The organism is Exiguobacterium sp. EF_C8 (assembly GCF_054956715.1).
Genome location: NZ_CM143264.1, coordinates 2566427 through 2588319, shown reverse-complemented (window position 1 = coordinate 2588319; position 21893 = coordinate 2566427). Strand labels below are relative to the sequence as shown.

Here is a 21893-nt window from a genome sequence, read left to right as displayed (position 1 = left end):
CGCGATGAACCCTTATGCGACGTATCAGACGAACTCGGTAACGACGGCGTTACCTCAAGATTTAACGTTGATGTTATACGAAGGATTGATCAAATTCTCGATGCTTGCAAAACGAGCAATTGAGCAGAAGATGATCGAACAAAAAAATACGAATATCCAAAAAGCGCAAGCGATCATTACGGAATTGCAATTAACGCTCAATCAATCGATTGCCCTATCAAAAGACTTGAACAGTCTTTATGACTATATGCAAACACGCTTGATTGATGCTAACGTCAAAAATGATTTGGTTGCAATCGACGAAGTCATCGGTTTTGCCGAAGAATTCCGCGAGACGTGGAAAGAAGCGATGAAACTCGCGCGGCAACGATGAGTCCGCTCGATCCGCTTCGCTTGAAGACAAAACGACTGATTGAATTACTTGATCAAACGCCGAATGAAGAGACGTATGACGAATGGATTGAGAAAATTCAAGGTCTGCTGAACGAACGGGAAGCATTCATCGCGGCGCATTCGAATCTGCTTGCTGGTGCCAATCAAGCCGTCATTCAAGAACTCGTCGCTGATAGTCGGAAAATCGACTTGAAATTATCAGCGGAAACGGCTAAATTAGGGGTACAAATCAGTCAGTTGCGTCAGACGCAAACGAGTCGTAAATCGTACATCGATCCGTACGAGGAAGTCGATCATAGTTTTTCACCGTATTTTGATTCTCGTCAGTAACTTTCTTGTGTGAGGGAGGGGTCTTTCGTGACCAAGCGGGAAGACAAGAAGCGTCCCGTACCGCAGCCGTATTTCCAATCGGACGGCTCGTACGATCAGTTCATTGAACCGGACGTCGAATCGGAATCATGGGAAGAGTTCGAACGCCCTGTCTCCGATGCACCAGATGCCTATGAAGAAGAAAAATATCGTCGTGAGTCGTAAGCTCATGAAAAATGCCCTGTCCATTTGTTTGGACGGGGCATTTTGCCGTTCATTTAAAGCGATACGCGTTCTTCTCTTCCTGCTTGACGGTGTACATCGCTTCGTCAGCGCGAATCAATAATAGACTCGTCGTCCGTCCATCTTCAGGATAACGGGCAATTCCGATTGACGGCGTAACCTGCATCGCCGTTGCGTCAAAGAAGAACGGATCGTTCAAGCGAAGGAGGACGTTCTCAGCGTAGGTGATCGTCTCCGCACGGCTGCGAGCGAGGAAAACGATGAACTCGTCACCACCGAGGCGTGCCGCTAAATCATCCTGCGTTAAATCAAGCTGCAAGCGACGTGCTGTTTCCTGCAAGACGTAGTCTCCGGCGTCATGCCAGTAGTGGTCATTGATTTGCTTAAAGCCGTCGAGGTCGATGAATAGAAGTGATCCTTCGGTTAAGGTTGCGAGCTGTGCTCCAAGATGATCCTCGAAGTAACGACGATTCGGGAGTGCTGTTAAGGCGTCGTGATAGCCTAGCTCTTGAAGCCACTTTTCTTGCGATAAGGCTTCCGTCAAATCGGACAGGATGACGTACAAATCCGCTTCACCCGGAATCGGAATCAACGTCACTTCGAACGTCCGTCCGTCGACGGGGCGCATTAGCAATTGTTTTTCACCAGTCTCAAGCTTTAGGAATGCCGCAATCAACTGATGCACTAAGGCATCGGGAACATATCCGTGCGGGAAGTAACGTTCCGCTGCCGGATTCATCGCTTTCTCATGCCCATTGCCGTCGAAACGAATGATCGGTTGTGGGTGGGCGAGGAACAGGCGGCGATACTCTTCCTTCCTTAGTTCGAGTTGCGTTGTATGGCGGTCGATCCGGTGTGTCAAATCGACTTCGAACGTCTCGAGTTCCGTTAGTAACTGGCGATTGAGACGTTCAGAGAAAAATTGCCGGAACATAAACAACGAGAACAAGATGATTAGCGTCGGGAAGTAAACATCCTGCGCCATCGGGAGGAATGTGATGCCCGTCAACAGAACGAGCAGACTGATGTACGGCAAATACGGTCTTCCGAGCCGATCGCGTGCCGGGTGTTTCGGTGGCACGTCCTTGAAGTAGACAGCTAGCTCCAACAAACTGACCGCATAAAGCGGGAAGAAGCAAGCAGCGAACGTCAACTCACCACGAACGAAGAACGTATAATAACCGAAGTTCGCCAAGATGAATAGCATCATCGCCAGAATCAGTCGTCTGTGTGCCGATCCACGAAGTCCTGTCGCATACAAAATCAAAAAGAAGAACAACTGCGCAATGAAACTGATCGCGTAGCCAAGCATGGCGACGAATTCGATGTCAGAGCGGGCGAACGTTGGTAAGTGTCGTAGGATGACCGTATAACCAAAGACGAAGACCATCCCGAATAAGAGTACACCATCAATATAGAGTAGCCGTGCATGACGAATCGAAGACCAGTCGATTAATCGGGCAAAGGAGATGGCGGTCAGAACCAGAAAGGCGGTCAGTGTCAAATTGGCAACAGAGTCGACTTCCGGCGGGTGCGGGAAGAAGGTCAGGATAAAGTTGATCCAAAGACCACTTGCGAATAAGAGAATCGCGATGCCGACCGAGCGTTCCGGGTGCTTCGGGAAGAACCAACGCCTGGCTTGAATCGCGACGAACGTCACAGCAAGTAGCGTCGCAAGAACAGCGACCAGCGGAACGAACGCTGTTCCGCTGACAAGTACCATCAGCCCATAGGTGATCAGTAAATAAAGAATCGGTAACGTCGGTCGCATTGCGGACCTCCTTTCCTGAAACAGTGTGTTGGCTCTTTTCGACGAGCGGTGAAAAAAATTCTTGTTGCGTCTATTGACGAACAAGGATCAGTCCTGCTCTTGCACCCATTCCCAGTGAGTCCGTGCGTCATTTTTGATTTTATCGGTCGCCGTTTGACTTTGGAACAAACGGCTGTACCATAAACGGGCATGTTCTTTGTCTTTTGTCACAGCATATAAATCAGCAATCCGAAGCCATAGAACATCTTCTGGAATACCACTTTCTTTAACGGATGTGTAATTTTCGTAAAGCGAGACATACTTCTCAATCGCTCGGCTCGCCCAAAGTTGTTCTTCGTCTTGTTGACCGGTCAAGCGGTACAACCAGGACAGACGAACGCCGAGCATCGCTTGGATTGCTGGCTTTTGCTCCGTCACTTGAGCCGTGTAGAGACAGAGTTTATAGAGCTGGATTGCCTGTTCGATCGTCCGCTCCGTGCTAGCGAACGGTAAGACAGGCAGCGTCGGCAGGATATGATCTTGCAGGGTCGCCCGAACGTCCGGCGACAACTTTCCAAACGACTCATGGAAGAAGAACCGACAATGGTTACACTGGACCGGTTCATAAAGATAGACGTTGACACCTTGATGGCGGATGAAGCCATCAAAGTCGGTCGAGGCAACACGGATATGTCGCGACAGGACACGTTTCGTCTCGGTCGTTTTCAAGCAATAGGGGCAGGTACATTTTTTAAGATATAAGGCTGGCATGTAGGAGAACTCCTCTAATTTGAATTAAACGAAGACGTTGACGAGCATTCCTTTGATCTCGCCGACTTGGTCGAGGATATCGAGTCGGCGAGATTCGCCAGAGATGACCGTATCCGTCAACTGAAGGAGTTTTGCGTCGACTTGCTCGACGACTTTATAAATCTTCGTCCGACCACGACGATTAAAGCCGCGCTTCTCTTCGAGTTGTTGTGATTGGTCGAGGGCATCTTTTAAGAAGTCCTTGATCTTTTCTTTGTAGCTCTCGAGATGTTCGATCGTCTGACTCTCAGCTAGCAATTGACCGTGTTCTTCGACGAGCGCGAGCTTCTGTTGCAGGCGCTCGTAACCTTTGTGGTCCCGTTTCTCCTGCATCAAGGTAGAGAACGTCGTCGATGCCTCGACTTCACGGGGACCGCCTTTTAAGGACTGGAGTCGTTGCGTTTCTTGGATGCGGCGGATATCCATCAGGTTTGCCTCCTTAGTTGAGTAATTGTAAGACGCCTTGCGGTAGGGCGTTTGCTTGAGCAATCATCGCCATCCCGGATTGGTTAAGGATATTGTACTTCGCATATTCCATCATCTCACGCGCCATATCGGTGTCGCGAATTCGTGATTCCGACGCCGTCAAGTTTTCGACGCTGACACTGAGGACGGACGACGTTGCTTCGAATCGGTTCTGGATCGCCCCGAGTTGTGCCCGTTGTAAAGACACCTTATCAATTGCTTTTGTATATTGACTAATTACCTTATTTGCGTCAGCGCTTGTCATGACACTTAGTGCATATTCAGTGACGTTAGGGTTAAGAGGTGGGACGTCAACATTTGGTTTTGTTTTAGTACTTATCCCGAGTGCTGATGATCTCATATCCGCAATTGTAATCGAAATCCCTTCGTTTGCCCCCGCGTTTGTCTGGATGAATATTGCATTATTAGTATTCTTGAATTTCCCACTTAATAATTCTTTTCCATTGAATTGCGTCGTTTTTGAGATACGTGAAACTTCATTTGTAAGAGCCGTTATCTCACTTTGGATAGCTAATCGGTCTTCTTTTGCAAGTGTTTCGTTCCCAGCTTGAACGGCCAGTTCCCGCATCCGTTGCAACAGGTTGTGCGTCTCACTCAAACCACCTTCAGCCGTTTGGATCATTGAGACGCCATCGAGGACGTTCTGTTCCGCTTTATCAAGTGCCTTCAAGCGATTGCGCATTTTCTCTGAAATCGCGAGACCGGCTGCATCATCCGCGCCCCGGTTGATTTTCTGACCGCTCGACAGTTTATCCATCGTCGTCTTGACGTTCGTCTGGTTGATGCTGAGGTTGCGGTAAGCCTTCAAGGCTTGGACGTTATTCGTGATTCTCATTCGTATTCCATCCCTTCGTATCGTTGATGATGTGCGGCGCGCACGAGTGGTCGATCGACGGTCTGTGCCGCTTGCCAGGTGACGCGTAAGTCTTCTACCAGTTCGAGTAGCTCGTCGAGAACGGCTGGTGTCATATAGACCTGTAACGTTTGCTCAGCAAGATAGTGGTAGAGCGCGTCCAGTTGTGCCGTGATGATGCCACCGTCGTCGTGTAACCCCGCCTGCAATTTGTCGAGTAACTGATAGGCTTTTTGTAAGCGTTCGTTGACCTCGTCAAAGCGATTCGTATCACGTGCGAGAATGGCGCGATCGTATTGAAGGACGAGTCCCGTCAACATCACTTCCGTCAGCTGTTGCGGGGTCATCGCGTAGAGTTCTTGTTCTGTCATGTTTGTCGTACTTTCGCATTGTCGAGTTCTTCGATCAGTAAGAGCAGTTCTGCCATCACGTCGTATAGTTGCGGGGGAATTGCTGTCCCGAGATCAAGATCGAGTAAGTGACCGAGCAGTGACGTATCGTGTTCGATCGCGACCCCGTTCGCCCGTGCTTCTTGCAGGATTCGATCGGCGGCTTGACCACTAGCCCGAGCGACGACGACCGGTGCTTGACCGGATGCTTCATCGTAGCGAAGGACGGCAGCAGTCTTGCGTCCGGTTAAGTCGATTTTCTGATACATATTGGTCTCTCCTTTTAGATACGGTAGTCATAGCCACGTGGTGTTTCGTCTTGCTTGACGGTCTCCGTCACTTGCTCGCGCGTGAACGGACGGAACTGGATCCGGACGTCTTGGTAACCAGTCGCTTGTAAGGCATCCGTCGTTCGGTCGAGGAACGGTGTTGCCAGTTGCTCAAGGACCGGATGATCGTTTTCGATCGTGATCTGCATCTTTCGGTTGACGGTCTCGACCCGGACACCGATCTCCCCGAGGCGTGGCGTATTGAGCTGGACGTACAACGTGTTGTTTTCCCAGTCGATCACTTCGTCCGGCCGTTTATTTTGTAAGTGGACGTGTAGTCCCGCCGTTGCTTCGACGAGTTGGACCGGTAGCGCTAGCAAAATTTGGTTCAACTGTTGCTGACTGTCCGGTTTATTAACTTGCTGTTGTGCTGCAAGGAACGTCTGCAATTTGGCAGCTTCCGGATTTGCTGCCGGCGTACTCAGTTTCAGTTCCGCCGTCTGGAGCTGAAGCGTCTTTTGGACGGTCTCCTGCAAGAGACGTGGACTGTTCTGTTGCGGCTCATATGGAACGGCTTTTGTTGCGGTCTGTGCTGGTAACGATGGCGCTTGTGGCAGTAGTCCCTGCATCTCCGGTAAGTAAGTCGGACGAACGTTTGCTGGCGCATAGCGGAAGGCTTCAAACGCAACCCGGACTTCCTGTAAGACGGCTTTTGCCTCTGTTCCACGTCCGAGTAACGCCAGTTCCGCACCCCGTTCGAGTTTCGATAAAAAGTGGACTAGCTGTTTTTCATCCTTCATCGAGGTATGTAACAAAGCATCCGTTTGCTGGAAGACTTGTTTTAAGCGTTGCGCCGTACTCTCGATGACGGCGACCATCTGGACCGGACGTGTCTCGACGAGTGGTTCAATCTGGCGAAGTTGGGAGACGATCGTTCGCTGTTGGCTCTTGAAATCATTCGTGATCTCAGCAAGCCGTGGTGTCACTTCGCGGACGAGCGTCAAGGCAGAGCGGACCGGTGCCGGTTGCCCTGTTACTGGTTCCGATTGACTTGCCCGTGCCGTCAGACCGATCAATTGCTCACGAACGCTCGTCTTCGGCTCGAGTGGCGCTTGCGGGAAATAGGGCGCCAGTTGTTTACGGACCGTCTCGATCTCGCCTTGTTCGAGCGTTGCGACGAGTACCGGGCGTTTCTCTGCTGGTACGTGTTCAATGTATTGCCGGATATGCAGAGATGACGCTGTCTCGATATCGCGTTGCGTCGGTAGCGTCACACGGGCGACATCAAGCGCAACGGCTTTTTCAAACGTCGGCTGCTCCTTTAAGGCGTCCCGTTCCGGCAGGACGTCCGGATAGTCTTCCGTCGTCGCAAGGAGACTTGCGATCAAGACGTCGGCGTCAACGGGCAGTGCTGTATCCGGTCGCGATACGAGTTCGAGTGCTAAGTCCTTGTACGTTCCTTGCAGTGCCGTCACGAGCTGGGCGACGATTTCCGGTGTCTGTGGCAATTGACCGCTTGCGAGTAACTTCGCGACGGCTTGCTTCAGTTCAGCCGGTACACCTTCAAGCAAAGCGGGATTGACATTTGATGGAACAGACAGGACAGGTGGCGTTTCCGCATCATCTGGTGTCGCTGGTGTCAGTTGTTCAATCAGGTAACCTTCTGCTGTCTGTCCTTTGACCTTGAACTGGAAATCACCTGTCGGAACGTCGCCTGTGAAGGTCATCTCGATCTTATCCTGACCGACCTGGACGAGAGCCGTATGCGGACCAGTCTGCTCAAGGACCGTTCCTTTATAGGTCTTCGTCTCCGAAAGCGGCGTCTGACCAGGGGATTGTGCCGGACGTGCCGGATTCAATTGGATGTTCATCGAGAAGCCTCCTTGTTTTTTAAAACTGTCATCTCATTATATATCGGCAGAAACCAAAAAGGATTGAGCGAATTCATCGCCCAACCCTGATTTTTTTACGGTTACTCTTTAAGATTTGATTGCATTAAAGCGTTCCTCTAATGTCATCGCGTTCAATTGTTGATAACGAGCCATCAGCTCGCCAGTTGCTTTCATTTGGTTGCGGACGATGTAAGGAGAGGCGTTTACGGGAAGGATCATGCCATTACGAGTCTTGAGCTTCGTCTGTCCGTCTTCCTCGATGACTTCGGACATGTGGCTCCAAGCGTACCACTCGCAATCATCACGTTTCGGTGATTTGGTTGGGAAAAACACGAGGCCGAGTGCCGGTTCAATGACGACGGGGACTTTTCCTTTTACGGATGCGACACGTTTTGCTGTCACGATGCGTTCCTCGATGGAACTGTTGTATTGCCTGCAGGAAAGCTGCAGTAGTTGATAAGGCCGAAGCGGGGTCATGATGGTCGAGCCATCCTCGAGTACGATGATGGATTGCTTCATCATGTCGTAGCACGGGAGAATCGCCACCGTTCGTTTCGTGATTCGATACTTTTCGTCATTATGGAATGGTCGCATTCGACTACATCCTCCTTAAGATAGGACAATGGATAAAATAGGTAATTACTAACGATATAATACAATAATACAACTGTCATGACAATGTCATTTTTTAAAACATACAGCAATAAATAGGGGTATTGTTTTTTTTAAAATTAGAATTCAAATTAATCAGAATTTTTAATTGTCAATAATTCCTTCTTTTGATAGACTAAGCCGTAGAGAGCTTGCTCTCGAACTCTGGTTTGCGAAGGGAACGTGAATTCGAATGGAACAAGGTAAAGTAAAATGGTTTAATGCTGAAAAAGGTTATGGATTCATCGAAACGTCTGACGCGAAAGACGTATTCGTACACTTCTCAGCGATTCAAGTCGATGGTTATAAATCACTTGAAGAAGGCGAAGAAGTGGAATTTGAAATCGTTGAAGGCGATCGTGGTCCACAAGCTGCGAACGTTTCAAAGATCTAATCCAATAGCAGCCGCCACCGTTTTTAGGCTATTCGCCTAAAAGCGGTTTTTGTTTTGAGTTCGAATAAAACGGGTATATACGTTAACATCAACATGCTTCAATATTATCGTACGCTAAGAACAGTAGCGAACGTTCATGAGAATGTCATTGTTCTCATGGTCTTCCTTCACTTATCGTGCTATAATAAAAACGAACCAAAGAATTTCGAATATTCAGAAGGGAACGACTGGAGCATCTCGAATTCATAGGTTCAACCGGTTACTTAAGGAGGAGTTTACATGATCTACAACATTCGCGGTGAAAACTTGGACGTCACAGATGCTCTCAAGGATTACGTCGAGAAAAAGCTTGAAAAGTTAACTCGTTATTTTACAACTCCTACGGAAGCGCAAACGGCTTATGTCAATCTCAAAGTCAACAATGAGAAGCAAAAAGTCGAAGTGACGATTCCAATGCCAAACCTCTTGCTCCGTGCTGAGGATGTCAATGGCGATATGTATGCAGCAATCGACCTCGTCGTCGATAAGCTCGAACGTCAGATCCGGAAACACAAAACGAAATTGAACCGGAGAGGGCGCGCTAAAGAAGGCGGCATCGGAGAGTACTTCAAAACGCTCGAAGGACCGGAAGCGGAAGCGCCAGTCTATGAAGAGGACGAGGCAGAACTCGAACTCGTTCGGACGAAGCGTTTCACACTCAAACCAATGGACACGGAAGAAGCGATTCTTCAGATGGACATGCTCGGACACGCATTCTTCGTCTTCTCAGACGCAGAAACGGGCAACACGAACGTCGTCTACCGTCGTAAGGATGGTCGTTACGGTTTGATTGAACCAGAATAATGAATGCAACAGGGATTCGCTCTTACGGGCGAGTCCCTTTTTGATATGATGGAAAACTATTTCTAAACAAGGTACGTTTGCTCTACGACAAAAGACCGAGACCGCTGCTCGGTCCGCTTGTTGAAATTTGACGTTGTATTCGGTACACTGAATAAAGGAAAAATCTCGGAATTCTGTTCGTTCAAAGAATCGTTCGAAGTAAGGGGACTGTAAGGCATGGCTAATTTTCTAAAAGAATTATTTGCACCAACGAAACGTGTCCTGAAGAAAGCCGAAAAAGCAGCAGACGCTGTGGAAGCGCTCGAGACACAAATCGGTGCGTTATCGGATCAAGAACTGGAAGGGAAAGTCGTTGAATTCCGTGAGCGTCTCGCTAACGGAGAAGACTTAGATGATATTTTACCGGAAGCCTTCGCGGTCTGTCGCGAAGTGTCAACACGCGTTCTCGGCATGCGCCACTACCGCGTTCAGTTGATTGGTGGATATGTCCTGCACAATGGGGATATCGCCGAAATGAAGACCGGGGAAGGTAAGACGCTCGTCGCAACACTCCCTGTCTATTTGAATGCTCTCGCAGGCAACGGCGTACACGTCGTTACCGTCAACGAATATCTCGCAAAACGTGACCGTGACATCATGGAGCCGCTTTATGCAGCACTTGGTCTCTCGGTCGGCTTGAATCTCTCAAGCATGTCGCGTCAAGAAAAACAAGCAGCATACAGCTGTGACATCACGTACGGAACGAACAACGAGTTCGGTTTCGATTACTTGCGTGATAACATGGTCCTCTACAAAGAAGACCGCGTTCAACGTCCACTCAGTTATGCCGTCGTCGATGAAGTCGACTCGATTCTCGTCGATGAAGCGCGGACTCCGCTCATCATCTCTGGATCGGCCGAAAAATCGACAGCGCTCTATTCACAAGCCGATGCGTTCGCGAAAATCATGAAGGCAGAGGAAGACTACACGGTCGACATCAAGACGAAAAGTGTCCTGTTGACGGAGCAAGGAATCGACCGTGCTGAAAAATACTTCGGCATTGATAACTTGTTTGGTCTCGAACACGTCGCGCTCAACCATCACTTAAGCCTCGCGCTGCGGGCGAACGCCGTCATGCATCGCGACGTCGACTATATGGTTCGTGAAGACGAAGTCATGATCATCGACCAATTCACGGGTCGTGTCATGGAAGGTCGTCGTTATTCGGAAGGTCTGCACCAAGCGATCGAAGCGAAGGAAGGCGTCGAGATTCAACGCGAATCGATGACCCTTGCGACGATCACGTACCAAAACTTCTTCCGGATGTATACGAAGCTTGCCGGAATGACCGGTACAGCGAAGACGGAGGAAGAAGAGTTCCGTAACATCTACAACATGCACGTCGTACCGGTGCCGACGAACAAACCGGTCGTCCGAAACGATATGCCGGACTTGATCTTCAAGACGATGAACGGGAAGTTTGCTGCTGTCGCAGACGAAATCGAACGTGCCCACCGTGAAGGACAACCAGTCCTCGTCGGTACGGTTGCCGTCGAGACGTCGGAGTTGCTGAGTAATATCCTCAAAAAACGTGGCATCCGTCACGAAGTCTTGAACGCGAAGAACCATGCACGTGAAGCGGAAATCATCGAGAACGCGGGTCAAGCGAACTCGGTCACGATCGCAACGAACATGGCCGGTCGTGGTACCGACATTAAGCTCGGTCAAGGTGTCTTAGAAAAAGGTGGTCTCTACATCCTTGGGACAGAACGTCACGAATCACGCCGTATCGATAACCAGCTCCGTGGTCGTGCCGGTCGTCAAGGAGACCCGGGGGCATCACAATTCTATCTCTCACTTGAAGATGAATTGATGCGTCGCTTTGGTTCTGATTCGCTGCAGTCGATGATGGATCGTCTCGGAATGGATGATTCGCAACCGATCGAGAGCCGGATGGTGTCTCGTGCCGTTGAATCGGCTCAAAAACGCGTCGAAGGAAATAACTTTGATGCGCGAAAACAAGTCCTCGGCTACGATAACGTCATGGCGGATCAACGGAAAGTCATGTACGCGGACCGGGCAGCGATTCTCGACGCTGGTTCCGTGTCAGATATCGTCCGTCCGATGATCGAGCAGACGATCGAAGCAGGCGTCCATCAGTACACGCCGGTCGAGTTCGTACCGGAAGAATGGAGCATCGGTGCACTTGCGGAGTGGGCAAACCAGACACTTGCAATCGAAGAGAAAGTCACGGAAAGCGACCTCTTCGGAAAAGAACGCGAAGAGATCATCGAGTTGCTCAAAGAGCGCACATTCGCGCACTACGAGCACAAACGGTCAGAAGTCCCAGCAGAAGCATTCGATGAGTTCGAAAAAGTCATCGTTCTACGTGCCGTCGACCAACACTGGATGAACCACATCGATCAGATGGATCAACTCCGTGAAGGGATTCACCTTCGGGCATACGGTCAAAACGACCCGCTCCGTGAATACCAATCAGAAGGTTCGATGATGTTTGATGCGATGAACGCTGCGATCGCAGAAGAAGTGACACAATTCGTCCTTCGTGCGGATCTCGACCCGAACCTCAAACGCGAAAAAGTCGTCCAAGACGAAGTCGCGGTTTCTGGTAAGGAAGACAAAGCGGTCAAGAAAAAACCGGTCCGGAAAAATCCAAACGACCAAATCGGACGCAATGATCCGTGCTGGTGTGGATCCGGTAAGAAATATAAGAACTGTCACGGCCGTCAGGCGTAAGTGATGAATCGACTGAAAGAGAGGCAGGAGATTCCTGCCTCTTTTCACGGAAAGAGAAGGTGGATTACATGGAATTAGCAGAAATTCGCAACACCGCCGAGTGGATGGAAAAAAAACTCGACGAATATAAGGCATCACTCGACCTTGAGTCGAAGATTGCTCGGATTGAAGAACTCGAAAACGAGATGACGTACCCGGACTTCTGGAACAACCAGGAATCGGCACAAAAAGTCATCGATGAGTCGAACGGCTTAAAAGCGATGGTCGACAAGTATAAAGAACTCGAAGCAGGTCACGAGAACGTCGCCTTGACGTATGAATTGATCAAGGAAGAGCCGGATGTGGATCTTCAAGAAGAGCTCGAGTCAGAACTCGGCGATCTCAAGAAGAAGTTCGAAGACTTCGAATTACAAATCCTCTTGAACGGGGAATATGACGCAAACAACGCGATTCTTGAGTTACACCCAGGTGCGGGTGGTACTGAGTCACAAGACTGGGCATCGATGTTACTGCGTATGTACCAACGTTTCTGCGATAAGCAGGGCTGGAAAGTCGAAACGATGGACTACCAACCGGGTGATGAAGCAGGTGTCAAATCGGTCACGCTTCGTATTCAAGGGCACAATGCCTATGGGTACTTGAAAGCCGAAAAAGGGATCCATCGTCTTGTCCGGATCTCACCGTTTGACTCGTCAGGCCGTCGTCATACATCATTCGTCTCGTGTGACGTCATGCCGGAATTCAACGATGACATCGATATCGAAGTCCGCACGGAAGACTTGCGGATCGATACGTACCGTGCTTCTGGTGCCGGTGGTCAGCACATCAATACGACGGACTCCGCTGTCCGGATCACCCACGTTCCGACAGGCGTCGTCGTCTCTTGTCAACAAGAACGGTCGCAGATCAAGAACCGTGAAGCGGCGATGAAGATGTTGAAAGCGAAACTCTATCAACGCGAAATCGAAGAGCAACAAAAGAAACTCGACGAAATCCGTGGTGAAAAATCGGATATCGCGTGGGGTAGCCAAATCCGTTCGTACGTCTTCCACCCATACAGCATGGTCAAGGATCACCGGACGAACTATGAAGTCGGGAACACGCAAGGGGCAATGGATGGTGACATCATGGGCTTCATCGATGCGTACCTCCGTCTCATGAATATGTAAGACAACCAACCAGTCGGACGATGTTCGACTGGTTTTTTGACCGTCAAAGGGGGAAGCGTGATGAAGAAGCAAAGTCGGGTCAACAAACAGGCGTGGGAATACCGAGCATATGAATTTTGGGAGAAACGCGATGGGACACCAGCCAAATATGCTGCACGTATTAAACAAGATCCAGCCGCATGCCTGAAGAAGCATCGACATGATCTCGAAGACGTCGCGGGGAAGGCGATTGCGAATATTTGTGGTTCAAACGGACGCAAGGCGGTTCCGTTAGCGTTACTCGGGGCAGACGTCACTGTGTTCGATATCTCAGAGGAGAATGCCAAGTATGCGCTTGAACTGGCGCACCATGCTGAGACAAGAATCACGTATGTCGTCGGTGATCTCTATGCGATCGATCTTGAACGATATCGCGATACCTTTGATATTCTTTACTTAGAAGGCGGGATTTTGCATTATTTTGCTGATCTCAAGCGTTTTTTACAGATTCTCTTTGCAATCTTGCAACCTGGTGGACAGCTGATCCTTAGCGATTTTCATCCGGTCGGACGCTGGATCGATGCTGATTTGAAGTATACACCACGCTACTTCGATCAAGCCTTGCAAGCGGGTGACTTGGCGTATAAGACGCACTTTACGAATGAGGAGCAAGTCGATTTTCCAGACGTTTCTGTCCGCTATTTTACATTGAGTGAGATCTTAAACGGGATTCTTCAAACACGTTTCATATTAGAACGATTCGACGAGCATCGTGGCTGGAATGGTGAGAACATCCCGTCCGAGTTCACGCTCCTCGCAACCAAACCATTTGAAGGGAGCAATAACTAATGATCATACGTAAAGAAGGCTTTAAGGACGCAACGGGAATCCGGCTCATCCATGAAGCGGCATTCGAACAACCAAACGAAGCGAATCTCGTTGATGCGTTACGCGAGGAAGAAGCCGCGCAACCAGTCTTCGGTCGCGTCGCCGTGACTGATAAAGGAGAAATCGTTGGTCATGTCCTCTTGAGCCGGATCCATATCGATGACATCCCGTCGCTTGCCTTAGCGCCGGTCGGTGTCCTGCCCGCTTGGCAACGAAAGGGTATCGGCTCTGAATTGATCCGTCAAGTGATTGAGGATGCGCGGGACGCCGGTGAATCTCACATTGTCGTCCTCGGTCACGACAGCTATTATCCGCAGTTCGGCTTTGAACGGGCGATTGACTACGGTATCAAGCCGCCGTTCCCCATTCCGCCGGAGGTCTTTCTCGTTCTTGCACTCGAACGGAGTGGGTTACGTGGTGTCAGCGGCATCGTCCGTTACAGTCCACCCTTTAGTGCGGTATAAAGGGAACACTGTGAGTTGTTCCGCCTGTCTAGTCGTTGTCTGACTTTTCCGCTAAAATGAAACACGAGAATCAATTGATAAGGGGAAATGGAATGTCATGACATCGACACGTCAGGAAGTCGTGCGCGATTATGCGTATTTGTTAATCGGGTCCTTGTTCGTCGCAAGTGCCTTTAGTTTATTTTTAGCACCGAACCAACTCGCCTCGGGAGGGGTCAGTGGCTTATCGATCGTCTTGAACGATTTGTTCGGAATTTCGCCAGGATTGTTCCAACTCGTCGCGAACGTCGTCTTGCTTGCGATCGGTTGGATGATCCTCGGGATGGGCTTTGGGGTCAAATCACTCGTCGGGTCGATCTTCTTACCGGTCGTCATCCTCGTATATGAGCGGTTCGATGTTCCGGCTGCGACAATGAATCCGATGCTTGCTGCAATCTTCGGTGGTGCCGGGGTCGGGATTGGACTCGGTCTGATCTTCCGGGGGCGAGCGTCGACCGGAGGAATGGATTTGATTGCGCAAATCCTGCATCGTTTCACGAAATTGCCACTTCATCTGTGTATCGCCTTGCTTGACGGCACGATCGTCATCAGTGCGGCGACGATCTTCTCGCTGGAGATTGGGCTGTATGCACTCGTCGCTTTGTTCATCACGATCAAGATGATCGACGTCGTCCAGCTCGGAATCACGAACGACAAACTTGCCTACATCATCTCCGATCAACGGGAAGCGTTAGTGAAGGAAATCTTCGAGACGCTCGATCGCGGGGCGACGGAGATCGAGGCAGCGGGAGCGTTCACGCGGACACGCAAACCAATGCTAATGGTCGTCGTTCGTCAAGGAGAAATCACGACGCTCAAAGAAATCGTCAAACACATCGATCCATCGGCATTCCTCGTCGTCAGTGAAGCCCATGAGGTGCTCGGACTCGGGTTTACAGACGATAAACGCTACCGTAATGTGCCGTAATCGTTCTTAAAACGTGAAGTTTTTGTGAAATCACGCTTAACTCATCCGGATAACGGTTATACTCTAACTAGGTCAGTAGCGTTTATGTAGATACTTACAAGAGGGGGATATCCGGATGAAGCTGAAAAACTTGTTACTCGCGTTAGGCTTAGGAACGACACTTGCGCTCGCGGCATGTGGTGGTAGTGACGATTCGAGTTCTGATGATTCATCGTCAGGCACGAAGGATGAGTCAACGATGAACGATGATTCGTCGAAGACACAATCCGGTGTAGATGCTGAGAAAATCTTCGCCAACAACTGTGCAACGTGTCATGGTAAAAACCTTGAAGGAAACGTCGGACCGAACTTGACGAAGGTTGGCTCGAAATATTCTTCAGAAGAGATTCAAAAAATCATCAAGAACGGGAAAGGGCAAATGCCTGCTGGTATCCTGAAAGATGATAAAGAAATCATGGCTGTTGCCGACTGGCTCGCTGCTAAAAAATGATTATGGGATATGATGGGGTACGAGATGACACACACGACATGTGTTCGTCATTCGTGCCTCTTTTTTATGGTATAATCGCCTGAAATGACATTTGATTGTAATGTGCGTTCAATTTTGTCCCTGTTATAATGGTGGTCGGTAGGTTTTTGGACCTATTCATTCAGCATCAGTAAATAAGTAAGGATGTGAAGTACGTGATCAAGATGCAACGAATCAGTAAGATTTATCCGAACGGCGTCACGGCACTCCGTGAGGTCGATTTGACGATCAATCAAGGCGAATTCGTCTATATCGTCGGTCCGTCGGGTGCGGGTAAATCAACATTCATGAAAATGATGTACCGCGAAGAGAAACCAACGAGCGGTTCATTTTTGTTTAAAGGAATCGAAGTCGGTAAGTTGAAGAACCGTCAAATCCCCGAACTTCGTCGCCAAATCGGCGTCATCTTCCAAGATTTTAAATTACTCCCGTCACTGACGGTTTATGAAAATGTCGCCTTTGCGCTAGAAGTCGTAGGGGAAGACAAAGCACAAATCCGGAAGAAAGTACTCGAAGTACTCGATCTCGTTAAGCTCAAGCATAAAGAGCGCAACTATCCGGACGAATTATCTGGGGGCGAACAACAACGGATCTCGATCGCGAGAGCCATCGTCAACCGTCCGTCACTCGTCATCGCCGATGAGCCGACTGGAAACCTGGACCCGGATACAGCATGGGAGATCATGGAAGTATTCGAAGAGATTTATCGCCGTGGGACAACGGTCGTAATGGCGACACACAACCGGGACATCGTTAACAAGATGCGTCATCGTGTCTTAGCGATCGATGGAGGAAAAATCGTCCGAGACGAAGAGAAAGGAATGTACGGCTATGAAGTTTAATGGATTCCGTCATTTACGGGAAGGGGCAAAAGGTCTCGTCCGGAACGGCTGGATGACATTCGCTTCTGTCAGTGCCGTTACCGTCACGTTACTTCTCGTAGGAATATTCGCGATGCTCATGTTCAACGTCAACAAGATTTCCGATAACGTCGAAAAAGACGTTGAAATCCAAGTGTTCGTCGAACGAGAAGCAGACCAGTCGAAGATCGATTCAGTAGGTGATTCCCTCAAGCAGATGCCGGGCGTCAACTCTGTTCGTTACAGTTCGAAAGAAGAAGAACTAGACCGCTTCAAGAAGCAACTTGGCGAAGGTTCCCAAGCCTATCAGTCGGTTGAAAAAGACAATCCGCTTCACGACCGATATATCGTCAAAGCTACCTCACCAAAAGAGACAGAAACACTTGCAAATTCCATCAAAAAAATGGAAAATGTAGATAGTGTCGAATACGGTAAGGACTATGTTAAAAAGATGTTTAACTTCCTTGAAGGAGTTCGGATCGGTGGAATCATTCTGATCGTCGGATTGACGTTCATGGCGATGTTCCTCATTTCGAACACGATTAAAGTCACGATCTTCTCCCGTCGCCGGGAAATCGAGATCATGCGCCTCGTCGGAGCGAAAAACGGATTCATCCGTGCGCCATTCTTCGTCGAAGGATTATTGATGGGCATATTAGGTGCCATCATCCCGATCGTCGTCGTCTACTTCGGTTACGAAGTCTCCTACAATGCGATCCAACCCCAACTTTCTACCGTGAATGCGGGAATATTCTCGTTGATTCCACCAGGTGAATTGTCGGCACAAGTCGTCTTAATCCTGCTCGGACTCGGTGCATTCATCGGTGTATGGGGATCAACGACATCACTCGGTCGTTTCTTGAAGATTTAAATCAGTTACCCAAAAATAAAATAGAGGAGAGATGCTTCTCATGAAAGTCCGATTCTATTCTGCCGTCCTGAGCTTAGCTTTGATTGGAACTAGTGTGTCCGTTGATGCCACGTCGAAAGAAGATTTGCTGAAGGAACAACAGGAGGTCGAAAGCCGTCTGAAAGAGACGGAACGATTACAGAATCAGACATCAGAGAAGTTGATCTTGACGAAACAGGAGCGTAAGGAAGCCCGTGCGCAACTGAATGAAGTCAACAGCCGTTTGGATGATTTAGCGCTTAAGATAGCCGATCAACAAGCGGCTGTTGCTGCATCTAAAGAACAATTGCGTCTGACGGAAGCAGCGATTTCCGAGACGCTCAAGGAACTGCATCAACAAGAAGAGTTGCTTGGAAGCCGATTGCGTGCCGTCCAACAAAAAGGAGACGTCAAATACATCGAGGTCTTGCTCGACGCAAAAGACTTTGGTGATTTGATTTCGCGCTTCAGTACGGTCAGTGAGATCATCAAACAAGATGATCATGTCTTACAAGCTTACAAGGGGAACGTCAAACAACTGAGCGAACAACGGTCGGAACAAGCACTATTGCTTGAAAGCATGAAACGGGAACAACGGAAGTTGCTCGTGCTCCAGACACGAATCATTGCAGAATCTGAGCTCAAGCGAAAGCTTGTCGTCCAGTTGAACACGAAGGTCAAGGAACTGCAACAAGAGCAGTTCTCTAAAGCCGAGGAAGCAGAAATTCTCGCGGATCAGCGCCGTCTGATTCAAAACGAATTGATCGCCCTGCAGGAAGCCGAACGGAAAGCAAAAGAAGAAGCGAAACGGAAAGCGGCAGAAGCGGCGCGGGTAGCAGAAGCAAAACGTCAAGCGGAAGCGGCAGAAGCGGCACGTGCGGCAGAGGCAAAAAAGAAAAAATCCGATGCTCCAAGTGCGGAACCGACCATTCCTGAAGTCGAGTCACCGACTGCGACGCCGGAGCAACCGGCAGATGCCGTGACGAGTCGCCCGTTCCATTTACCGGTTCAAGGATATGTCTCGTCGCCGTTCGGTCCCCGGAACAATCCGTTGACAGGAAAGCCGGAGATTCATAAAGGGATTGATCTCGTAAATGCAAAAGGAACACCGATCCATGCGGCGGCAGGTGGTATCGTTCTACGTGCCGGTAGTGCAACAGGTTACGGGAACGTCGTCATGGTGACGCATTTGATTGATGGACAGGTCTATACGACCGTCTATGCACATCTCGATTCGATCAGCGTCTCCGCCGGTCAAACAGTCATGCCGGGTAAGACGGTCGGCACATTAGGTACAACGGGCTGGTCGACAGGTCCGCATTTGCATTTCGAATTGCATAAGGGAGAGTGGGCAGTCGGACAACCGAATGCAGTTGACCCAGCACCGTACATCTTTTGACATCCCACAGAATACTGAAAAGATAGGGTAACCTATCTTTTTTTGCTATACTGAAAAAAATAATGCGTTTTTAATGGAAGTGGGGAATCAAGCGTGAAAAAATCTACAACAGCAGTGATTGCGGTCAGTACCTTCGGGCTTGGTTTAGGGGCAGGCGCCGTCGGGATGCTAGCGGCTGGCGGAACGGATTCTGTCTCGACGTCATCGTCGTCGGCGAATGCGACGGGTGATTGGAAAAAAATCGACCAGGTCCGGCAGATGATCGAACAAAATTATCTAAAAGACGTGACAGATAAAGAGTTACTCGATGGTGCGTTATCTGGCATGACAGAAGTGCTTAACGATCCATATTCCGTTTATATGGATGAGTCGGAAACGGCATCGTTTAATACGAATCTGTCGTCTTCGTTTGAAGGGATTGGTGCGACGCTTGAACAAAAAGGTGAGTCGATCGTCATCGTCTCGCCGATCAAAGGATCACCTGCTGAAAAAGCTGGTATCAAACCAGGTGACGTCATCCTAGAAATCGATGGTAAGTCGACAAAAGGGCAAAAGACGGATCAAGCCGTTAAAAAAATTCGTGGTGAAAAAGGAACGAATGTCGTCCTGACGATTCAGCGTAGCGGACAAGACGCGATGGAGATCACGATTAAACGCGATACGATTCCAATCGAGACGGTCTATACGTCAACGGAGAATGTCAACGGCAAGAAGATCGGTGTCTTACAAGTAACACAGTTCTCGGAACCGACAGCAGAAGAGTTCGAGAAGGGGTTGACGAAACTCGAGAGTCAGAACATTGATGGACTCGTCATCGATGTACGCGGAAATCCGGGTGGTCTTTTGACGGCTGTCTCGAAAATGATCGCTCCGTTCATTCCGAAAGACGTGCCGATTTATCAAGTCGAGAACAATAAAGGTGAGCGCCAGCAGGAATTCGGGAAGGCAGACGAGAAGAAACCATATAACATCGTCGTCTTAGAAGACGGCGGATCGGCCTCAGCGTCCGAGATCCTTGCAGCCGGACTGAAGGAAGGAGCTGGCGCCGAAGTCGTCGGTACGAAGTCGTTCGGGAAAGGGATCGTCCAAAGTGCGTATGATTTGAAGGACGGTAGCGACCTGAAGTTAACGACGAACAAATGGCTGACACCAGACGGGAACTGGATCCACAAAAAAGGGGTCAAGCCGACGGTCGAAGTCAAACAACCGGCGTACTTCAACGTCACGAAAATTTTGACTGATCAAAAGTCACTCGCTGTCGGCGATTACGGAAAATCAGTCGAGAATGCCCACCTTGTCCTCGAAGCGATCGGTTATAAGCCAAAAGGACAGGACGGCTATTTCGGTGACACGATGAAACAAGCTGTCGAGGCTTTGCAAAAGGATGCGAAACTTGACGTCACTGGAAAAATCGATCAGCAGACAGCGGGTGAGATGGAGACGCGTCTCCTGAAGAAACTCCAGGACGATAAGAATGACGTCCAGCGGAAAAAAGCACTCGAGGTCGCTGCTCAATAATAAGGAATGGAAAGAGGTCTGAATGCGCGTGGAATTACTCGATGAAATTGGTTGGACCGCGATTAGTCTCATCGCCAGTCCGACCTTGTGGTTAGCACTCCTTGTCAGTTGGGTCATCGGCATTCGGCGTGTCAAACGGGAACGCGGACTGTTTCGCTCCCGGACACACGGTAAACGAAGCGATGTCCTCGAAACACTTTTACCAGGCCTACTCGTTGGTCTCGTCTTGTCCGTCGTCAGCGGATGGCTCGGATTGACAGTGACACCGCAGTACGCTCTACTGTTGCTTGGACTTTCGAGCGTCCTGCTGTTGATTGGTGTCGTTCGTTTGAACCTGCCACTCTGGCCGATCGTCTTGCTTGGACTGACCGGCTGGTTCGTGATGGATTCACGTCTTGATCCGGTTCGAGCGGTTGAGCCAAAGATGATTTTATTGCTTGCGACGTTGACGCTCGTCGCGGAATGTCTACTCGTCTGGTGGCGCGGGCAGCGGCGTCTGTCACCGTCACTCGTCGTCTCAAAGCGCGGTCGCTTCATCGGTGGGCTGTCGGCAAATAAGCTTTGGCTGTTACCTCTACTTGTTTTCGTTCCGGGCGACGTGCTCGAGACGTGGTGGCCACGCTACAGCTTCCCGGAACTCGTTCCGGTCGTTCTCTGGTTACCGATCGGTTTCAGTTTCCTCTTTACAGGTAAGCTGCCGAAAGAATTGATGCGTCCGCTCGTTCAAGGACGTTTGATCACGAGTCTTGTTGCAGTTTTATTGACGGTTCTTGCGTACGTGACTGGTCAAGCTGAATGGCTCTACGGAATCGTCTTGTTGCTCGTCCTGCACATTTTGTTGCACCAGCGGGTCAAACGCTTGAACCGGGCGCAAACGCCGTTGTTCCTCAATGGAACGCGTGGTGCCGTCATCCTTGGGACACTTCCCGATAAACCGGCTGCTGAGATGGGCTTGATTCCAGGTGAAGCGATCTATAAAGTCAATGGTGAAAAGGTCGATTCGGAAGCATCGTTCTATGAAGCCATCCAAAAACACAAACCGTATCTGCGTCTTGAAGTCATGAACCATAACGGAGACATCCGTTTTGCGCAACGTGCCTTTTATGAACAAGATCATCATGAGCTCGGTATCCTCTTCGTCAACGAACCGGTCCACGGTCGGACGAAGGTACGCTCTTTGCATTAAACTAGTACATCCCTGTCACGGAACAGC

At 49.6% G+C, this 21893-nt stretch carries 24 protein-coding genes; 16 read left to right on the top strand and 8 right to left on the bottom strand.

Going from position 1 to position 21893, the window contains the following annotated elements; translation table 11 throughout:
- Positions 1-4: 4 nt before the first annotated feature.
- Genes fliS through ACY2IG_RS13735 form a run of 3 tightly spaced genes read left to right on the top strand, consistent with a single transcriptional unit; the run spans position 5 to position 927 of the window.
- Positions 5-373: a flagellar export chaperone FliS gene (gene fliS / locus ACY2IG_RS13745; protein ID WP_056063022.1), complete on the top strand. Its 369-nt coding sequence runs from the start codon at positions 5-7 to the stop codon at positions 371-373.
- Positions 370-723, top strand: coding sequence for a hypothetical protein (locus ACY2IG_RS13740; protein ID WP_462618036.1), 354 nt, complete (start codon positions 370-372; stop codon positions 721-723). The genes fliS and ACY2IG_RS13740 overlap by 4 nt, the downstream gene beginning before the upstream one ends.
- 27 nt (positions 724-750) lie before the next feature.
- Positions 751-927: a hypothetical protein gene (locus tag ACY2IG_RS13735; RefSeq protein ID WP_169738097.1), complete on the top strand. Its 177-nt coding sequence runs from the start codon at positions 751-753 to the stop codon at positions 925-927.
- Positions 928-976: 49 nt separating this feature from the next.
- Here ACY2IG_RS13735 and ACY2IG_RS13730 read toward each other — a convergent pair whose 3' ends face one another.
- The 8 genes from ACY2IG_RS13730 to ACY2IG_RS13695 all read right to left on the bottom strand — a co-directional run bounded on the left by ACY2IG_RS13730 (position 977) and on the right by ACY2IG_RS13695 (position 7988).
- Positions 977-2716, bottom strand: a complete 1740-nt coding sequence (locus tag ACY2IG_RS13730) for a diguanylate cyclase domain-containing protein (RefSeq protein WP_462618035.1) — start codon at positions 2714-2716, stop codon at positions 977-979.
- Between the two features lie 87 nt (positions 2717-2803).
- On the bottom strand, positions 2804-3466 hold the full coding sequence (locus ACY2IG_RS13725; protein ID WP_462618034.1) for a DUF2225 domain-containing protein: 663 nt from the start codon (positions 3464-3466) through the stop codon (positions 2804-2806).
- 24 nt (positions 3467-3490) lie between these two features.
- Positions 3491-3931, bottom strand: coding sequence for a YaaR family protein (locus tag ACY2IG_RS13720; protein ID WP_462618033.1), 441 nt, complete (start codon positions 3929-3931; stop codon positions 3491-3493).
- A 13-nt stretch (positions 3932-3944) separates the two neighbouring features.
- The gene (locus tag ACY2IG_RS13715) at positions 3945-4826 is read right to left on the bottom strand and encodes a flagellin N-terminal helical domain-containing protein (RefSeq protein ID WP_462618032.1); all 882 of its coding nucleotides are present in this window, start codon (positions 4824-4826) and stop codon (positions 3945-3947) included.
- Positions 4823-5215 (bottom strand): flagellar export chaperone FliS, encoded by a 393-nt coding sequence (locus ACY2IG_RS13710; RefSeq protein WP_214852487.1) that lies wholly within the window; start codon positions 5213-5215, stop codon positions 4823-4825. Before ACY2IG_RS13710 ends, ACY2IG_RS13715 begins: the two co-directional genes overlap by 4 nt.
- Positions 5212-5502, bottom strand: coding sequence for an EscU/YscU/HrcU family type III secretion system export apparatus switch protein (locus ACY2IG_RS13705; protein WP_462618031.1), 291 nt, complete (start codon positions 5500-5502; stop codon positions 5212-5214). The genes ACY2IG_RS13710 and ACY2IG_RS13705 overlap by 4 nt, the downstream gene beginning before the upstream one ends.
- A 14-nt stretch (positions 5503-5516) precedes the next feature.
- On the bottom strand, positions 5517-7373 hold the full coding sequence (locus tag ACY2IG_RS13700) for a hypothetical protein (RefSeq protein WP_462618030.1): 1857 nt from the start codon (positions 7371-7373) through the stop codon (positions 5517-5519).
- A 108-nt stretch (positions 7374-7481) separates the two neighbouring features.
- The gene (locus ACY2IG_RS13695) at positions 7482-7988 is read right to left on the bottom strand and encodes a competence protein ComK (RefSeq protein WP_462618029.1); all 507 of its coding nucleotides are present in this window, start codon (positions 7986-7988) and stop codon (positions 7482-7484) included.
- 250 nt (positions 7989-8238) lie between these two features.
- On the opposite strand from ACY2IG_RS13695, the gene ACY2IG_RS13690 reads away from it, so the two are divergent.
- The 13 genes from ACY2IG_RS13690 to ACY2IG_RS13630 all read left to right on the top strand — a co-directional run bounded on the left by ACY2IG_RS13690 (position 8239) and on the right by ACY2IG_RS13630 (position 21866).
- Positions 8239-8439 carry a cold shock domain-containing protein gene (locus ACY2IG_RS13690; protein ID WP_023469248.1) on the top strand — a complete coding sequence of 67 codons (201 nt, stop codon included), beginning with the start codon at positions 8239-8241 and terminating at the stop codon, positions 8437-8439.
- 279 nt (positions 8440-8718) lie between these two features.
- Positions 8719-9282, top strand: a complete 564-nt coding sequence (hpf, locus tag ACY2IG_RS13685; protein ID WP_035410035.1) for a ribosome hibernation-promoting factor, HPF/YfiA family — start codon at positions 8719-8721, stop codon at positions 9280-9282.
- A 216-nt stretch (positions 9283-9498) separates the two neighbouring features.
- Complete coding sequence (secA, locus tag ACY2IG_RS13680; RefSeq protein WP_214852501.1) at positions 9499-12018, top strand: preprotein translocase subunit SecA; 2520 nt, start codon at positions 9499-9501, stop codon at positions 12016-12018.
- Positions 12019-12086: 68 nt separating this feature from the next.
- Positions 12087-13187 carry a peptide chain release factor 2 gene (gene prfB, locus ACY2IG_RS13675; protein ID WP_035410029.1) on the top strand — a complete coding sequence of 367 codons (1101 nt, stop codon included), beginning with the start codon at positions 12087-12089 and terminating at the stop codon, positions 13185-13187.
- A 60-nt stretch (positions 13188-13247) separates the two neighbouring features.
- Positions 13248-14015 (top strand): class I SAM-dependent methyltransferase, encoded by a 768-nt coding sequence (locus ACY2IG_RS13670; protein WP_462618028.1) that lies wholly within the window; start codon positions 13248-13250, stop codon positions 14013-14015.
- Positions 14015-14518, top strand: coding sequence for a GNAT family N-acetyltransferase (locus tag ACY2IG_RS13665; protein WP_462618027.1), 504 nt, complete (start codon positions 14015-14017; stop codon positions 14516-14518). Before ACY2IG_RS13670 ends, ACY2IG_RS13665 begins: the two co-directional genes overlap by 1 nt.
- A 97-nt stretch (positions 14519-14615) precedes the next feature.
- A complete protein-coding gene (locus ACY2IG_RS13660; protein ID WP_023469242.1) occupies positions 14616-15485 on the top strand; it encodes a YitT family protein in 870 nt (289 codons plus the stop codon).
- A 115-nt stretch (positions 15486-15600) separates the two neighbouring features.
- On the top strand, positions 15601-15975 hold the full coding sequence (gene cccB, locus ACY2IG_RS13655; protein WP_056062994.1) for a cytochrome c551: 375 nt from the start codon (positions 15601-15603) through the stop codon (positions 15973-15975).
- 194 nt (positions 15976-16169) lie between these two features.
- Positions 16170-16856, top strand: coding sequence for a cell division ATP-binding protein FtsE (gene ftsE, locus ACY2IG_RS13650; RefSeq protein ID WP_035410018.1), 687 nt, complete (start codon positions 16170-16172; stop codon positions 16854-16856).
- Entirely contained in the window at positions 16846-17745 is a 900-nt protein-coding gene (gene ftsX / locus ACY2IG_RS13645; protein ID WP_462618026.1) for a permease-like cell division protein FtsX, read from the top strand. Before ftsE ends, ftsX begins: the two co-directional genes overlap by 11 nt.
- A 40-nt stretch (positions 17746-17785) precedes the next feature.
- Positions 17786-19162 (top strand): murein hydrolase activator EnvC family protein, encoded by a 1377-nt coding sequence (locus ACY2IG_RS13640; protein ID WP_462618025.1) that lies wholly within the window; start codon positions 17786-17788, stop codon positions 19160-19162.
- 93 nt (positions 19163-19255) lie between these two features.
- A complete protein-coding gene (locus tag ACY2IG_RS13635; protein ID WP_290752387.1) occupies positions 19256-20680 on the top strand; it encodes a S41 family peptidase in 1425 nt (474 codons plus the stop codon).
- Between the two features lie 22 nt (positions 20681-20702).
- Positions 20703-21866, top strand: a complete 1164-nt coding sequence (locus ACY2IG_RS13630; protein WP_462618024.1) for a PDZ domain-containing protein — start codon at positions 20703-20705, stop codon at positions 21864-21866.
- Positions 21867-21893: the final 27 nt, after the last annotated feature.

Coding starts and splice junctions, on each gene's coding strand:
- fliS (WP_056063022.1), top strand. CDS start 5: ATGAACCCTTATGCGACGTATCAGACGAACTCGGTAACGACGGCGTTA.
- ACY2IG_RS13740 (WP_462618036.1), top strand. CDS start 370: ATGAGTCCGCTCGATCCGCTTCGCTTGAAGACAAAACGACTGATTGAA.
- ACY2IG_RS13730 (WP_462618035.1), bottom strand. CDS start 2,716: ATGCGACCGACGTTACCGATTCTTTATTTACTGATCACCTATGGGCTG.
- ACY2IG_RS13725 (WP_462618034.1), bottom strand. CDS start 3,466: ATGCCAGCCTTATATCTTAAAAAATGTACCTGCCCCTATTGCTTGAAA.
- ACY2IG_RS13720 (WP_462618033.1), bottom strand. CDS start 3,931: ATGGATATCCGCCGCATCCAAGAAACGCAACGACTCCAGTCCTTAAAA.
- ACY2IG_RS13715 (WP_462618032.1), bottom strand. CDS start 4,826: ATGAGAATCACGAATAACGTCCAAGCCTTGAAGGCTTACCGCAACCTC.
- ACY2IG_RS13710 (WP_214852487.1), bottom strand. CDS start 5,215: ATGACAGAACAAGAACTCTACGCGATGACCCCGCAACAGCTGACGGAA.
- ACY2IG_RS13705 (WP_462618031.1), bottom strand. CDS start 5,502: ATGTATCAGAAAATCGACTTAACCGGACGCAAGACTGCTGCCGTCCTT.
- ACY2IG_RS13700 (WP_462618030.1), bottom strand. CDS start 7,373: ATGAACATCCAATTGAATCCGGCACGTCCGGCACAATCCCCTGGTCAG.
- ACY2IG_RS13695 (WP_462618029.1), bottom strand. CDS start 7,988: ATGCGACCATTCCATAATGACGAAAAGTATCGAATCACGAAACGAACG.
- ACY2IG_RS13690 (WP_023469248.1), top strand. CDS start 8,239: ATGGAACAAGGTAAAGTAAAATGGTTTAATGCTGAAAAAGGTTATGGA.
- hpf (WP_035410035.1), top strand. CDS start 8,719: ATGATCTACAACATTCGCGGTGAAAACTTGGACGTCACAGATGCTCTC.
- secA (WP_214852501.1), top strand. CDS start 9,499: ATGGCTAATTTTCTAAAAGAATTATTTGCACCAACGAAACGTGTCCTG.
- prfB (WP_035410029.1), top strand. CDS start 12,087: ATGGAATTAGCAGAAATTCGCAACACCGCCGAGTGGATGGAAAAAAAA.
- ACY2IG_RS13670 (WP_462618028.1), top strand. CDS start 13,248: ATGAAGAAGCAAAGTCGGGTCAACAAACAGGCGTGGGAATACCGAGCA.
- ACY2IG_RS13665 (WP_462618027.1), top strand. CDS start 14,015: ATGATCATACGTAAAGAAGGCTTTAAGGACGCAACGGGAATCCGGCTC.
- ACY2IG_RS13660 (WP_023469242.1), top strand. CDS start 14,616: ATGACATCGACACGTCAGGAAGTCGTGCGCGATTATGCGTATTTGTTA.
- cccB (WP_056062994.1), top strand. CDS start 15,601: ATGAAGCTGAAAAACTTGTTACTCGCGTTAGGCTTAGGAACGACACTT.
- ftsX (WP_462618026.1), top strand. CDS start 16,846: ATGAAGTTTAATGGATTCCGTCATTTACGGGAAGGGGCAAAAGGTCTC.
- ACY2IG_RS13640 (WP_462618025.1), top strand. CDS start 17,786: ATGAAAGTCCGATTCTATTCTGCCGTCCTGAGCTTAGCTTTGATTGGA.
- ACY2IG_RS13630 (WP_462618024.1), top strand. CDS start 20,703: ATGCGCGTGGAATTACTCGATGAAATTGGTTGGACCGCGATTAGTCTC.